Annotated in this window: 12 protein-coding genes; 4 read left to right on the top strand and 8 right to left on the bottom strand. The window is 63.0% G+C overall.

Annotated elements, in window-relative coordinates; genetic code table 11:
- Positions 1 to 38: 38 nt before the first annotated feature.
- The 3 genes from BUS06_RS13675 to BUS06_RS13685 all read right to left on the bottom strand — a co-directional run bounded on the left by BUS06_RS13675 (position 39) and on the right by BUS06_RS13685 (position 2,615).
- The gene (locus tag BUS06_RS13675; RefSeq protein ID WP_074264745.1) at positions 39 to 1,202 is read right to left on the bottom strand and encodes a DUF1700 domain-containing protein; all 1,164 of its coding nucleotides are present in this window, start codon (positions 1,200 to 1,202) and stop codon (positions 39 to 41) included.
- The gene (locus BUS06_RS13680; RefSeq protein WP_074264746.1) at positions 1,199 to 1,540 is read right to left on the bottom strand and encodes a PadR family transcriptional regulator; all 342 of its coding nucleotides are present in this window, start codon (positions 1,538 to 1,540) and stop codon (positions 1,199 to 1,201) included. Before BUS06_RS13680 ends, BUS06_RS13675 begins: the two co-directional genes overlap by 4 nt.
- Before the next feature lie 181 nt (positions 1,541 to 1,721).
- Positions 1,722 to 2,615 carry a LysR family transcriptional regulator gene (locus BUS06_RS13685; RefSeq protein ID WP_074264747.1) on the bottom strand — a complete coding sequence of 298 codons (894 nt, stop codon included), beginning with the start codon at positions 2,613 to 2,615 and terminating at the stop codon, positions 1,722 to 1,724.
- 100 nt (positions 2,616 to 2,715) lie between these two features.
- Between BUS06_RS13685 and BUS06_RS13690 the strand changes: the two genes are divergently transcribed.
- On the top strand, positions 2,716 to 3,702 hold the full coding sequence (locus tag BUS06_RS13690; RefSeq protein WP_074264748.1) for a zinc-dependent alcohol dehydrogenase family protein: 987 nt from the start codon (positions 2,716 to 2,718) through the stop codon (positions 3,700 to 3,702).
- A 57-nt stretch (positions 3,703 to 3,759) separates the two neighbouring features.
- Here BUS06_RS13690 and BUS06_RS13695 read toward each other — a convergent pair whose 3' ends face one another.
- Complete coding sequence (locus BUS06_RS13695; RefSeq protein ID WP_074264749.1) at positions 3,760 to 4,350, bottom strand: BPSL1445 family SYLF domain-containing lipoprotein; 591 nt, start codon at positions 4,348 to 4,350, stop codon at positions 3,760 to 3,762.
- A 261-nt stretch (positions 4,351 to 4,611) separates the two neighbouring features.
- Here BUS06_RS13695 and BUS06_RS13700 point away from each other — a divergent pair, with 261 nt between their 5' ends.
- Complete coding sequence (locus BUS06_RS13700; RefSeq protein ID WP_074264750.1) at positions 4,612 to 5,130, top strand: LEA/WHy family protein; 519 nt, start codon at positions 4,612 to 4,614, stop codon at positions 5,128 to 5,130.
- Between the two features lie 95 nt (positions 5,131 to 5,225).
- Here BUS06_RS13700 and BUS06_RS13705 read toward each other — a convergent pair whose 3' ends face one another.
- The 4 genes from BUS06_RS13705 to BUS06_RS13720 all read right to left on the bottom strand — a co-directional run bounded on the left by BUS06_RS13705 (position 5,226) and on the right by BUS06_RS13720 (position 11,118).
- Positions 5,226 to 6,404: an acetyl-CoA C-acyltransferase gene (locus BUS06_RS13705; protein ID WP_074264751.1), complete on the bottom strand. Its 1,179-nt coding sequence runs from the start codon at positions 6,402 to 6,404 to the stop codon at positions 5,226 to 5,228.
- Between the two features lie 107 nt (positions 6,405 to 6,511).
- On the bottom strand, positions 6,512 to 7,141 hold the full coding sequence (gene pncA / locus BUS06_RS13710; RefSeq protein ID WP_074266089.1) for a bifunctional nicotinamidase/pyrazinamidase: 630 nt from the start codon (positions 7,139 to 7,141) through the stop codon (positions 6,512 to 6,514).
- 92 nt (positions 7,142 to 7,233) lie between these two features.
- A complete protein-coding gene (locus BUS06_RS13715) occupies positions 7,234 to 9,318 on the bottom strand; it encodes a 3-hydroxyacyl-CoA dehydrogenase NAD-binding domain-containing protein (RefSeq protein ID WP_074264752.1) in 2,085 nt (694 codons plus the stop codon).
- A 153-nt stretch (positions 9,319 to 9,471) separates the two neighbouring features.
- The gene (locus BUS06_RS13720; protein ID WP_074264753.1) at positions 9,472 to 11,118 is read right to left on the bottom strand and encodes a 3-(methylthio)propionyl-CoA ligase; all 1,647 of its coding nucleotides are present in this window, start codon (positions 11,116 to 11,118) and stop codon (positions 9,472 to 9,474) included.
- A 155-nt stretch (positions 11,119 to 11,273) separates the two neighbouring features.
- Between BUS06_RS13720 and BUS06_RS13725 the strand changes: the two genes are divergently transcribed.
- Both BUS06_RS13725 and msrB read left to right on the top strand, forming a co-directional pair.
- Complete coding sequence (locus tag BUS06_RS13725; protein WP_074264754.1) at positions 11,274 to 12,830, top strand: protein adenylyltransferase SelO; 1,557 nt, start codon at positions 11,274 to 11,276, stop codon at positions 12,828 to 12,830.
- Between the two features lie 129 nt (positions 12,831 to 12,959).
- Positions 12,960 to 13,379, top strand: a complete 420-nt coding sequence (gene msrB, locus BUS06_RS13730) for a peptide-methionine (R)-S-oxide reductase MsrB (protein WP_074264755.1) — start codon at positions 12,960 to 12,962, stop codon at positions 13,377 to 13,379.
- Positions 13,380 to 13,477: the final 98 nt, after the last annotated feature.

Genomic DNA, 13,477 nt, shown 5'->3' on the forward strand with positions numbered 1-13,477 from the left:
CGGTACTTCGGTGTTCGGGCATTTCAGCTACTTTTTATTCAGGACGGCTGCTGGCGATCGAGACTCGCCGAGACGACGTCGAGTTGTCGCTTTACGTAGCGCGATACGGCGCGCCAGGTAATTCGTGTCAACCAGATGCACAACGCAAGGCCGATGAGACCGATGGGCAGCATCACGATCGCATAGGTGTATTCGCTTCCCGATGTCGCCACGCGTATCTTGTGGTGGCCATCGTCGATGGCGACCTTGCCGTCGCCGATATCCACGGAATCCGGGCCGCTTTGTGCCGTCACGTGACTCGGCTTGCCTTGCTGGTCTTCCTGCAGCGTGACGTGGTCGCCGTCGTCGGTGGAGATGTCCCAGACCATCGACTTGGCATCCTTGCCGGTGCGGGCGAGCGATACATGCTCGTCGTCATCTTTCAGATCGAGGTCGACTACGTCGTCGCGCGCAATGCTCCACGTGCCGTCTTTCTCTTTCGTCAGCAATTGCCGGGCGGCGTCGGAGGTCGCTTCGAACTTGAAATTGTCGTCGTCCTTCTTGATTTCGATAGCGCCGGCGCGAGTCACGAGCGAAAGCTTGCTGTCGTCCTGCAGATCGATCACAAAGCGATCGCCGACGATTTTCAGGCCCTTCAGGTTGCCCGGGGTGTCGCTATCGCTATCGTCCTTGTCCGCTTCCTGCGTGCCCGACGCGTCGGACGCACCCGCTGCACGGGCAACGCTCGCGCCGAGATCGTGCGCCCCCTTCGCGTGCTCGCTGTTGCTAAAACCGAATGGCAGCGTCTCGTGAGACATCTTGCCGAAGAAGTGATGGCCGCTCAACGCAATCACGCCGACCAGCCCAGCAATCGTGAGTCCCACCGACACCGCGTAGCCCGCCGTCAGCAAAGCCAGGTACACCATGAACGGGATCAGCAGCAGGACATTCAGCAGGCCCAGCGCGGAGATCGACATGATCACGCGAATCAGGTTGCCGAACGAACGGCGGTCCTGCCACTGCCGGTAGCTTGCCTGTGCCTTCAGTTCGCGGGCGAGCTTGACCGGGTCGCCCAGTGCTGCGATCACTTCTTCCTCGCGGCGCCCAGCGGCCAGCGCGTCGCCAATGTACTCGCGATAATCCGCAATGATTTCATCGACCGCAGGCTTCGGCAGACTGCTCAATTCCTGCCGTAGTGCTTCAATGAATACTTCCTGCTTCATGGGGTATCCCCTGTGTTCGTTTTTGTAGCGGGTTGCAACAATACGCCGTTGACTTCATCCACGAAACTGCGCCATTCCTCTTCCATCTCCAGCAGACTGCGGCGACCTGTGCCCGTCAGCGAGTAGTATTTGCGTGGCGGCCCCGAGCTCGACTCGACGAGGTAGGTCGACACCCAGGCTTCGGCTTGCAGGCGGCGCATCAACGGATAAATCGTACCTTCGCTGATTTCCATTGTTTCCGCGAGCGTCGATACCAGTTCATACGCGTAGCTGTCCCCACGGGCCAGGACGGCTAATACGCACATATCGAGCGTTCCCTTTTTTAACTGCGTTTTCATCAAATTCCACGGGTGTAGTGTGTGGTGCAAGGTACCGTGCTATGCACTGTCGCCGGACGGACTGCTGGCCGCGGTGACCATGGCTGAAATGTAGCAGGGTCTACTGTTTTATGCAAGGTACCGTTTTATACATATCTCTGAGGCGGAGATTTGGGGTGGCGAGCGCCCCTTTGCCGAGCCTCTAGCCGAGCGCCTCTTTGCCGAGCGCCTCTTTGCCGAGCGCCTCTATCGTCACATCCAGCAGGGCTCGCAGGCGCGCCACCCGCCGCAAGTCACGATGGTACCCGAGCCAGACGTCCCGGCCGGGCGGCGCTTCGCCCAGATCGATCCGGCGCAATCCAGGGGTCGTATCGCCCAGCGGGCACGGCAGCACGGCAAAACCGCCCCCTTCCGCACACATCCGCGCCTGCGCGCCCCGGTTGTTGCTGCCAAAGGCGATCCGCGCCTTCGGCAGCATGCGTCTGACCCACTCCACATCGGGCAGCGTGCCGAACGCGCTATCCATGCTGACGAGCGTGTGCCCTTCCCCGTCGCCGGCCCGCGGCGCGACAAGGTCGATGCGCCCATACAAGGCGTATTCCATATGCATCAGCTTGCGCTGGATGACATCGGCCTCCTCGAACGGTGTGATGCGAAACGCCAGATCGGTCTCGCGGCGGGCCAGGTTGTAACGGCGCGAATCCGTCACCAGTTCGAGCGAGATGCCCCGGTGTTGGGCCAGAAACCGCGCAAACACGGGCGTCAGCACATGGACGCCAAACCAGTCCGATGACGATACGCGCAGCAGGCCGGTCAGATGCGCGTCCTTACCGGCCAGCGCTCGTGTGAAGCCAAGCGCCTCTTCTTCCATCCGCTCGGCATGGGCGAGAACCGCGGCGCCTTCGTCGGTCAGCACGAAACCGTCGCGGGTGCGCTGGAACAGCGCGTGCCCCACGGTCTCCTCCAACGCACGCAGACGCCGCCCCATGGTGGGCTGGGTCTGGCCCGTTTGTCTCGCCGCTGCGCCGAGCGTGCCGTTGCGGGCAATCGCCAGGAACACGCGGACGTCACTCCATTCCATCACCCGGTCAGTCATTTTTGTTTATCCTTCGGTCAAAAATGTTTATTTACATACCATTTCGCATAACGGAGTATGGAGGTATCGAAGCGCTGACTCAACCGGAAAGGAAATCATCATGTCGATGCACGCACTCGTTCTCAACCGCTATCACGGCCCCCTCGAACTCACCGAACTGGCACGGCCGAATCCGGCGCACGGTCAGGTGCTGGTGCGTATCGCAGCGAGCGGCCTGAATCCGCTCGATACAAAAATCCGCGCCGGCAGCGGCGAGCATGCAAAGCATCCATTGCCGCTGGTTCTGGGCATCGATATGGCAGGGGTAGTCGAAGCGGTCGGCCCCGGCGTCGACGCGTTCAAGGTGGGCGACGAGGTGTACGGCATGACCGGCGGCGTTGGCGGCATTCAGGGCTCGCTCGCCCAGTACGCAGCCGTGGACGTCAACCTGCTCGCGCTCAAACCGGCGAATCTGTCGATGCGCGAAGCCGCCGCCCTGCCGCTCGCCTTCATCACGGCCTACGCGGGTATCGTCGACCGGGCGCGGTTGCAGGCCGGCCAAACGGTACTGGTCCAGGGTGGCGCGGGCGGCGTCGGGCACGTCGCGGTTCAACTCGCAGTCGCGCTCGGCGCCCGGGTATTCGCCACGGCCAGCGCTCGCGATCACGACTTCGTCGCGAGTCTCGGGGCGACACCAATCGACCATCGCACGCAAAGCGTCGAGCAGTATGTAGCAGCCTTAACCGAGGGACGCGGCTTCGACGTGGTGGTCGACACCGTAGGCGGCCCGACACTGGATGCCTCGTTCGCGGCCGTCAAACATTTCGGGCACGTGGTGAGCGCCTTGGGCTGGGGAACGCATGCGCTCGCGCCGCTCTCGTTTCGCGAAGCCACCTACTCGGGCGTGTTCACCCTGTATCCGCTTCTGAGCGGCGAGCATCGCGCGCATCATGGCGCCATGCTTCGCGAAGCCACGCGTCTCACGGAAGCCGGCAAACTCCAGCCGAGACTCGATGCGCGCCGCTTCGATCTGGCTTCAGCAGAACTGGCTTACGAAGCCATCACAAGCGGCACAGCGCGCGGAAAAATTGTGGTGGAGGTGGCATGAGCGAGCGGCGCCCAGCCTGCTTCCATGAAGCAGGAAAATGCCCGGCGGCTCACGAACCTAGATAACCAGCCGCGAAACCTTGGTCCCTTCCAGCGAAATGCCGGCCATCAACCCTGCGTTGGTCAGCACGAAGGCCACCACCGGGCTCATCGCCGTCGACGTATCCAGATTGCCGTTAGCCCCGATCTTCGCCAGCGCGACGGTTGCATCGGCACCAGCTGCCCAGCCCTGGCTTTGCGTGAAACGGTCGAGCGCTTCCTGGGTCAGGAAGGCGAAGATGATCGCCTTGGATTGCGCGCCAATCTGCAACCCAAACGAACCGGCGACGGTGCTGTAGTAGCCGGTGGTCTGGCCATCGACGCGCAAGCCGCCCTGCCCGTACTGCCCACCGAACCAGAAGCCCGCCGCAAACACAGACGGAAACACCAGCACCCCACGCGCTTTGCCGATGATCTCCTGCGAACCATTCACGGTGCTCTGCAAGCGCGCGAGTGTCGAATCAATACCGGCGTTGATAGTGTTGCGCTTTTGCGTGTAGTCCTCGGCGGTCTCACCCGAGCCGAGCGGTGTGGTGGTGCAACCTGCCAGTGTCAGGCCGCTCGACGCGAGGAGCACACCGGTGCCGGTAATGAATTGACGTCTGTGCATCGTGGCTTTCCTATGAAGAGAGAGTTGATCGACCGCCAGCGCAAACCACGTTAGTACGGCATTGAAGTCGCTTTTGCGTCCCTCTGCAAGCGTTTCATTGGAATGACATACGGGTGTGCCCGATGACGAATGTCGGGAGCGAAGTCACGCGGTTGGAGATGGGACCGTTGTCGATGCGCCAAGTTCGAATCCACAGTGCGATACGCACTACGTTTGCCCGCTACAATAGCGCCCAATCCAGTTCGACTCGAGGTTCCGGCTATGCGCTTTCTTCGTTTGCTGTTGTCTGGCCGCTCTGCCCGTCTGCTGACGGCGGGGCTGTTTGCAGCGTTCGCACTCGGCGGCTGCGCCGGGTGGTTTGGCAACAACGATCCGCTGCACGTCAGTATCGCCGGGCTCGAGCCGATCGCCAGCCAGGGGGCCGAGATGCGCTACAACGTAAAGCTGCGTATCCAGAACCCAAACAGCGGCTCGCTTAGCTTCAGCGGCGTCTCCATCGATCTGCAGCTGAACGGTGCCGACTTTGCCAGCGGCGTCAGCAATCAGCCCGGCGAGGCGCCGGGCTATGGCGAGACGGTTGTCAACGTGCCGGTGACCGCGCCGGCCTTTGCGGTGGTGAACAAGGCCTATTCGGTCGCGGGCAGCGATACGCCGCCCGGCGAGTACCCATACATCTTGCACGGCAGGCTCGCAGGCGGCCTGACGGGCGGTGGGACGCGCTTTCTCGATCAGGGCGTGCTGTCGCTGCCAAGATCCGGGCCGGGCCTGGCCGGCCAGTGAAACAGAGTCAGGCGAGTGAGGGGCATCGCCTGACCGTGCAGCGCATCTAAACGGCTCCTCCTCTTCCAGCCTCAGCGGCTAACCTGAGGCGCCGCTTACACCACTTCGAACAGACCCGCTGCGCCCTGCCCGCCGCCGATACACATCGTCACGACCACCAGTTTCGCGCCGCGCCGCTTGCCTTCGATCAGCGCGTGTCCGGTCAGACGCGCGCCCGATACGCCGTACGGATGGCCAACGGCAATCGCACCACCGTTCACGTTGAGCCTGTCCTGCGGGATGCCGAGCTTGTCGGCGCAATACAGCACCTGCACGGCGAACGCTTCGTTCAATTCCCACAGGTCGATATCCTCGACCTTCAGCCCAGCCTGCTTGAGCAGCTTCGGCACGGCGAACACCGGACCAATGCCCATCTCGTCCGGCTCGCAGCCGGCCACCGCAAAGCCGCGGAAAATGCCTAGCGGCTGCAGCCCTTCGCGCTCGGCGACCTTCGCGTTCATCACCACAGCGGCCGACGCACCGTCGGAAAACTGGCTTGCATTGCCGGCCGTGATCACGCCGCCCGGTATCGCCGTACGAATCTTCGACACGCCCTCGAGCGTGGTATCTGCGCGGATGCCTTCGTCGGCCGCGATCGTCACTTCCCTGGTGAACAGACGCCCGCTCGCCTTGTCGGCGACGCCTGCCAGCACTGTTAGCGGCACGATCTCGTCGTTGAACTTGCCGGCCTCCTGAGCGGCCGCCGCGCGCTGCTGCGAACGCACGCCGTATTCGTCCTGGCGCTCTTTCGAAATCGAATAGCGCTTGGCGACGTTTTCGGCGGTCTGCAACATCGACCAATAGATCTCAGGCTTGTTCTGGTTCAGCCAGCCCTCGAACATCATGTGGCGGTTCATCTCGTTCTGCACGCACGAGATCGACTCGACCCCGCCCGCCACGAACACGTCGCCTTCGCCGGCGATCACGCGCTGTGCGGCGAGCGCAATCGTCTGCAGGCCCGACGAGCAGAAACGGTTGACCGTCATCCCCGGCACGCTGACCGGCAGACCGGCGCGCAAGGCAATCTGCCGCGCGATATTGCCGCCCGTTGCGCCTTCCGGATTCGCGCAGCCCATGATCACGTCTTCGACGCGGGCCGGGTCGAGTTTGGCGCGTTCGACCGCGGCTTGCGTCACATGGCCGCCCAGCGTCGCGCCGTGCGTCATGTTGAAAGCGCCGCGCCACGATTTGGCAAGACCCGTGCGGGCGGTCGATACGATTACGGCGTCAGTCATGCAAGTCTCCTGCTTCAAATGTTGAGTGTGGTTCGCTCGCAGCGGTGAACCGCTGAACCGGCTGACCGCGCTTTACCTTGTGTTTCAGCCTGCCAACCCGCGGGCCTTCATTGACCCAGCAGCTCCGCGGACTGCACGCGCCTGACACCTGCGGCATGCAGATCGCGCCAGGCGGCGTCGAGCGAACCGTTGAGATCGATGGCGCGCGAAGCGTCCTCGATCAGCGCAACTTCAAATCCTGCTGTCCGGGCATCGAGCGCGGACCAGCCGACGCAGTAATCCGTCGCAAGGCCGCAGCACCAGACGCGCTTCACGCCCACTTCACGCAGATAGCCGGCGAGGCCGGTGGGCGTCGCGCGGTCGGCCTCGAGAAAGGCCGAGTAACTATCGACGCTGGCATGGTGCCCCTTGCGGATCACCGCGCGTGCATGGGCAATGTCGAGGTCGCGATGCAAAGCGGCCCCGGGCGTGTCCTGCACGCAGTGGACTGGCCAAAGCACCTGCTCGCCATACGGCAGCGCGAGCATCTCGAACGGCGAGCGGCCCGCGTGGTTAGCGGCAAACGAGACGTGCGAAGCCGGGTGCCAGTCCTGCGTCAGCACCACGTGACTGAAGCCGCGCGCGAGCCGATTGATGACCGGCACGACTTCATCGCCATGCGCAACGGCTAACGCACCGCCCGGCATGAAATCGTTCTGCACGTCGATGACCAGCAGTACGTCCTCGGCATCTTTCATCGCGGCACCTCGCGCCATCTCGTTCACCTTGCTCACTTCACTCAGTCCGCTCACCGTTGGACAGCTGGGCAGCCTCTGCCGAACAGATGCATCTAGCCGTTGAACCCGCGCCCCTGCCCGGCGAGTTCCGCAATGCTCGGCGCCAGTTGCCACGCATCGCCGTTCGCACGCGCCGCATAACCGCGAATTGCCCGCTCGACGTTGTAGAGGCCCACGGTGTCCGCATACAGCATCGGGCCGCCGCGATAGAGCGGGAAACCGTAGCCGGTGAGGTACACCATGTCGATATCCGACGCCTTCGAGGCGATACCCTCTTCGAGAATCTTCGCGCCTTCGTTGGTCAACGCGAACACCAGACGTTCGACGATTTCCGCGTCGCTGATCTTGCGGCGCTGCGCGCCCGTCTCCTGGGAGTACGACACAATCATCTCGTCGACCAGCTTCGACGGATACGCCGTGCGGTCGCCCGCCTTGTAGTCGTACCAGCCGCTGCCGGTCTTCTGCCCGAAGCGGCCCGTCTCGCACAGACGGTCGGCGATCTTCGAGTAATGCATGTCCGGATGTTCCTGATAACGGCGCTTGCGGATCGCCCAGCCGATATCGTTGCCGGCGAGATCGCTCATGCGGAACGGGCCCATCGCAAAGCCAAACTTTTCGATGGCCTTGTCGACCTGCGCCGGCAGCGCGCCTTCTTCGAGCATGAAGAGGGCCTGGCGGATGTACTGCTCGATCATGCGGTTGCCGATGAAGCCGTCGCACACGCCCGACACTACTGCCGTCTTCCTGATCTTCTTGGCCAGTTGCATGACGGTGGCGAGTACGTCTTTCGCCGTTTCCTTGCCGCGCACGACTTCGAGCAGCTTCATCACGTTGGCCGGGCTGAAGAAGTGCATGCCGACCACGTCCTGCGGACGCTTCGTGAAAGCAGCGATCTTGTCGACATCGAGCGTGGAGGTGTTCGAGGCGAGGATCGCGCCGGGCTTCGCCACTTCATCGAGGCGCTTGAACACCTGTTCCTTGACGCCCAGTTCTTCGAAGACCGCTTCCACGATCAGGTCGGCGTGCTTGAGATCGTCGTAGGAGAGCGTGGGCGTGATCAGCCCCATGCGCTGTTCCACTGCCTCGGGCTTCAGCTTGCCCTTCTTGACGGTGGCTTCGTAGTTCTTGCGGATCGTCGCGAGGCCGCGGTCCAGTGCTTCCTGCTTCGTTTCGAGCAGCGTGACCGGCAGACCCGCGTTGATGAAGTTCATCGCGATGCCGCCACCCATCGTGCCGGCACCGATCACAGCCACCTGTTTGATCTCGCGAACCGGCGTATCCGAAGGCACATCGGGAATCTTGCTGGCCGCACGCTCACCGAAGAACGCATGACGCAGCGCACGGCTTTCCGGCGTTTGCACCAACGCAACAAAGCACTCACGTTCGAACGCGAGGCCCTTGTCGAAGCCGTTCTTCACGCCCGCTTCGACTGCGTCGATACACTTGAGCGGCGCGGGAAAATTCTTCGCCATCGCGGCGACGGTGTTGCGCGTGAACTGAATGAAACCTTCCGCGTTGGCGTGCGCGATCTTGCGATCGCGCACCTTCGGATGCGCTCCGGCCTGCGCACCGACCTTGCGTGCGAAAGCCAGCGCGGCTTCAGCCAGATTGCCTTCCACCACCTCGTCGAACAGTCCCGAGCCGGCGAGCTTCTCCGACATCACCGGCGCGCCCGAAACGATCATGTTGAGCGCGGCTTCCAGGCCGATTGCTCGCGGCAGACGCTGCGTGCCGCCAGCGCCCGGCAGGATGCCGAGTTTCACTTCCGGCAGCGCGATCTGCGCGCCATGCGCCGCGATCCGGTAATGCGCTCCAAGCGCGAGTTCCAGGCCACCGCCCATCGCGACGCTGTGAATCGCGGCGACCACCGGCTTCGTGCTGCCTTCGACGGCCTTGATGACCGTGTGCAGCGTCGGTTCCTGAGTCGCTTTGGGAGTATTGAATTCGGTGATGTCGGCGCCGCCCGAAAAGGCCTTGCCGGCGCCCGTCAGCACGATGGCCTTGATGGCCGGATCGTTCTGCGCGCGCTCGAGCCCTTCGACGATGCCGGCTCGCGTCGACAGACCGAGCCCATTGACCGGGGGATTGTTTAGCGTAATGACGGCAACGCCGTCATGAGTCGTATAGTCCACTGCCATCTGCCTGCCTCCATGCGGTAAGGCCGCGCATTACGCACTGCCTGTGCCGGTTCATTGTCCGACATTCCGGGTCAGCAAGCAGAATACACAAAAAAGCACGCTCGTTCAATTTATTGCGGAAAGGGTTTCCCCTAGGTCATTGACGGCAATGCGTCAGGTCGCACCTTCGAGCGCCGACGGCAGTACGTGATCGCGGAAGATCTCGCGCAACTTCAGCTTCTGCAACTTGCCGGTGGCCGTATGCGGCAACTCGTCGACGAACACCACGTCGTCGGGGATCCACCATTTCGCGACCTTACCCTGATAGAAAGCAATCAGCTCGTCGCGCGTCACCTCGACGCCCTTACGCTTGACCACCACCAGCAAAGGCCGCTCGGTCCACTTCGGATGCGCGCACGCGATGCACGCGGCCTCCGCCACTGCGGGGTGAGCGATTGCGACGTTCTCAACGTCGATCGAGCTGATCCATTCGCCGCCCGACTTGATCACGTCCTTGCTGCGGTCGGTGATATGCAGAAAGCTGTCCGGATCGATGGTGGCGACATCGCCGGTCGGAAACCAGCCGTCGACGAGTGGCGAATCGTCATTGCGGAAATACCGGTCGATCACCCAGTGTCCGCGCACATGCAGATTGCCGAACGCGACGCCGTCCCACGGCAACTCATTGCCGTCCGGGTCGACGATCTTCATATCGACGCCGTAGATCACGTGGCCCTGCTTCTCGAGCAGTTCGCGCTGCTCGTCAGGCGAGCGCTGCGACTGTTCCCACGTGAGCTTCGCCAGGGTGCCGAGCGGCGACATCTCGGTCATGCCCCACGCGTGAATCACTTCGACGCCGTACTCGTCCTGGAAGGTGCGCAGCATCGCCGGCGGACAGGCCGAACCGCCGATCACCGTGCGGTTGAGCGACGAAAAACGCACGCCGGCCTGCTTCATATACGTCAGCAAGCCGAGCCAGACGGTCGGCACACCCGCGGAATACGTGACGCGTTCCGCTTCCATCAATTCGTAGAGCGACTTGCCGTCGAGGTCCTTGCCGGGGAACACGAGTTTCGCGCCCGTCAGCGGCGCTGCGTGCGGAATGCCCCATGCGTTCACATGGAACATCGGCACCACAGGCAGCACCGAGTCTCGCGCGGACAGGCTCATCGCATCCGGCAGCGAAGCACCGTACGCATGCAAGACCGTCGTGCGATGCGAGTACAGCGCACCCTTTGGATTGCCAGTCGTGCCCGAGGTGTAGCAAAGATACGAGGCCGCGCGCTCGTCGATCAGCGGCCATTCGTAGAGGCCATCCTGTGCGGCGAGCAGGGTCTCGTAGCTCAACACGGGCGTCTGCATATCGGGCAGGTGCGCCTCGTCCGTCAGCGCGATCCAGCCACGTACCTTGGGACACTGCGGCGCTAACGTGTCGATCAGATCGGCGAAGCTGATATCGAACAGCACGTAGCTGTCGTCGGCATGATTGACGATGTAGGCGATCTGCTCGGGAAAGAGGCGCGGGTTGATCGTATGGCACACCGAGCCGAAGCCGGTCGTGCCGTAGTACGCCTCCAGATGCCGGTAGCCGCACCAGGCTAATGTGCCGATCCGCTCGCCCGGCTGCACGCCGAGCGCGATCAGCGCCTGGGCCAGTTGTTTGGCGCGCTTTTCGCAGTCGCGGTAGGTGTAGCGATGCATATCGCCTTCGAGCCGCCGCGAGACGATTTCCGTGTTGCCAAAATGCCGCGCGGCATGCGCCAGCAGCGACGACACGTTGAGCGGCGTGTCCATCATCTGGCCCAGCAACGGCGTCGTCATAAGCAGCGGTCTCCTCGCGGTATTTGTGTCATCTCTCTCAGGTCGGCTGGCTCGCGGCGACTGGCTGGTTCGACCATTGGCGGCGCGAACAACCGGCCGGCCAGCAGCGCCGCGGGCGCCGACTTACAATATCGGTTAATCCAGAGGCGCTCAACATGTCGTTTTCCCCAAGCATTGCCGGCCTGTCCGGGCCGATGGCGGCGTTCGCCGAGGCCCTCGGCACCTCGCGCGAAGGCGCATTTGCCCAACTCGGCGGCGTCTTTATGACCCGCTTGCCGGCTGCGCCGCTCAGCGCCCCCTATGTGGTCGGGTTTGCCGCCGATACGGCCGCGTTGCTCGGCCTCGACCCTGAAGCAGTGCGCGATCCCGCCTTCGCCGAGTTCTTCTCCGGCAACACCACCCGCGACTGGCCCGCAGAGGCGATGCCCTATGCGTCGGTGTACTCGGGACACCAGTTTGGCGTGTGGGCCGGGCAACTCGGCGACGGCCGCGCACTTGGCCTTGGCGAAGTCGAGCACGACGGTGCCCGCTATGAGCTGCAACTCAAGGGCGCTGGACGCACGCCTTATTCGCGCATGGGCGACGGCCGCGCGGTGTTGCGCTCCTCGATCCGCGAGTATCTGTGCTCGGAAGCGATGCACCACCTTGGTATTCCGACCACGCGCGCGCTGTGTGTGATCGGCTCCGACCAGCCGGTGCGCCGCGAGGAAATGGAAACGGCCGCGGTCGTCACGCGGGTCGCGCCGAGCTTCGTGCGCTTTGGCCACTTCGAGCATTTCTATGCGAACGATCGGGTCGACGCCTTGCAGTCGCTCGCCGACCACGTCATCGAACGCTTTTATCCGCACTGCAAGGAAGCGGACGATCCGTATCTGGCGCTGCTGAACGAAGCTGTGTTGTCCACGGCTGATCTGCTCGCGCAATGGCAGGCAGTTGGCTTCTGTCACGGCGTGATGAACACGGACAACATGTCGATCCTCGGTCTCACGATCGACTACGGTCCGTTCGGCTTTCTGGATGGTTTCGATGCCGGCTATATCTGCAATCACTCCGATTCGCAAGGCCGTTACGCGTACCGGATGCAGCCGCAGATCGCCTACTGGAATCTCTTCTGTCTGGCGCAAGGGCTGCTGCCGCTGCTGGGTCAGCAGCACGACGAAAGCGTGCGCAGCGAGGAAGCGGTCAAAGACGCGCAGCGGGTACTCGAAGGCTTCAAGGACCGTTTTGCGCCCGCATTGGAGCGCCGCATGCGCGCCAAACTCGGCCTGCAAACCGAACGTCCGGGCGATGACGCCCTGGCCAACCGCCTCTTTGAGGTCATGCAGGCGAACCGCGCGGACTTCACCCTCACGTTCCGCAATCTGGCCCGCGTTTCGAAGCACGACGCGAGCGGCGACGCGCCGGTTCGCGACCTGTTTCTCGACCGCCCGGCCTTCGATGTCTGGGTGAACGACTACCGCGCGCGGCTGTCCGAAGAAACACTCGACGATGCTGAGCGCGCCATTGCAATGAACCGCGTGAACCCCAAATTCATTCTCCGCAATCATCTGGCTGAAACGGCGATTCGCCGCGCGAGGGAGAAGGACTTTTCGGAAGTCGAGCGGCTGGCGCAAGTGCTGCGCCGTCCTTTCGACGACCAACCGGAACACGAAGCTTACGCCGCGCTGCCACCCGACTGGGCCAGTTCGCTGGAAGTCAGTTGCTCGTCGTAAAGCTCGCGTTGGCATGCTGCTGCCTGGTACCGTTTCTTCGCAGCACGCGTAGCGTGGATGAGCCAGCTCCCTGGCAGATCCGATCCAGAATCAGACCCAGATAGAGACAACCCGAGACAGGAACCGACCATGAACTCCGACGACACCAAGACCTCCCCCGCTGCGGTGCAGAAAGACGATGCCGAATGGCGCAACCAGCTCTCCGACATCGAGTATCAGGTCACCCGCCACGCCGCTACCGAGCGCCCCTTTACCGGCCGTTACCACGATCACTGGGATCGGGGCATTTACGACTGCGTCTGCTGCGGCACACCGCTATTCGAATCGGACACCAAGTTCGACGCCGGCTGCGGCTGGCCGAGCTACTTCAAGCCGATCAACGGCGAAGTGATCGCCGAGAAAACCGACCGCTCGCATGGCATGCTGCGCATCGAAGTGCAGTGCAAGAATTGCGGCGCCCATCTGGGCCACGTGTTCGAAGACGGTCCGGCGCCGACCGGGCTTCGCTACTGCATTAACTCGGCTGCGCTACAATTCGAGCCCAAGTAACGCAACGCAGGCAACGCCAGCCCCGGGGCAGACGCGATAACCCCTTCAGCCAGCTTGCGAACCGGCCACCAGGCGCCGGCCGCCAGCCGGCTGCCGCG

The organism is Paraburkholderia phenazinium, assembly GCF_900141745.1.
Taxonomy (GTDB): domain Bacteria; phylum Pseudomonadota; class Gammaproteobacteria; order Burkholderiales; family Burkholderiaceae; genus Paraburkholderia; species Paraburkholderia phenazinium_B.

Coding starts and splice junctions, on each gene's coding strand:
- BUS06_RS13675 (WP_074264745.1), bottom strand. CDS start 1,202: ATGAAGCAGGAAGTATTCATTGAAGCACTACGGCAGGAATTGAGCAGT.
- BUS06_RS13680 (WP_074264746.1), bottom strand. CDS start 1,540: ATGAAAACGCAGTTAAAAAAGGGAACGCTCGATATGTGCGTATTAGCC.
- BUS06_RS13685 (WP_074264747.1), bottom strand. CDS start 2,615: ATGACTGACCGGGTGATGGAATGGAGTGACGTCCGCGTGTTCCTGGCG.
- BUS06_RS13690 (WP_074264748.1), top strand. CDS start 2,716: ATGTCGATGCACGCACTCGTTCTCAACCGCTATCACGGCCCCCTCGAA.
- BUS06_RS13695 (WP_074264749.1), bottom strand. CDS start 4,350: ATGCACAGACGTCAATTCATTACCGGCACCGGTGTGCTCCTCGCGTCG.
- BUS06_RS13700 (WP_074264750.1), top strand. CDS start 4,612: ATGCGCTTTCTTCGTTTGCTGTTGTCTGGCCGCTCTGCCCGTCTGCTG.
- BUS06_RS13705 (WP_074264751.1), bottom strand. CDS start 6,404: ATGACTGACGCCGTAATCGTATCGACCGCCCGCACGGGTCTTGCCAAA.
- pncA (WP_074266089.1), bottom strand. CDS start 7,141: ATGAAAGATGCCGAGGACGTACTGCTGGTCATCGACGTGCAGAACGAT.
- BUS06_RS13715 (WP_074264752.1), bottom strand. CDS start 9,318: ATGGCAGTGGACTATACGACTCATGACGGCGTTGCCGTCATTACGCTA.
- BUS06_RS13720 (WP_074264753.1), bottom strand. CDS start 11,118: ATGACGACGCCGTTGCTGGGCCAGATGATGGACACGCCGCTCAACGTG.
- BUS06_RS13725 (WP_074264754.1), top strand. CDS start 11,274: ATGTCGTTTTCCCCAAGCATTGCCGGCCTGTCCGGGCCGATGGCGGCG.
- msrB (WP_074264755.1), top strand. CDS start 12,960: ATGAACTCCGACGACACCAAGACCTCCCCCGCTGCGGTGCAGAAAGAC.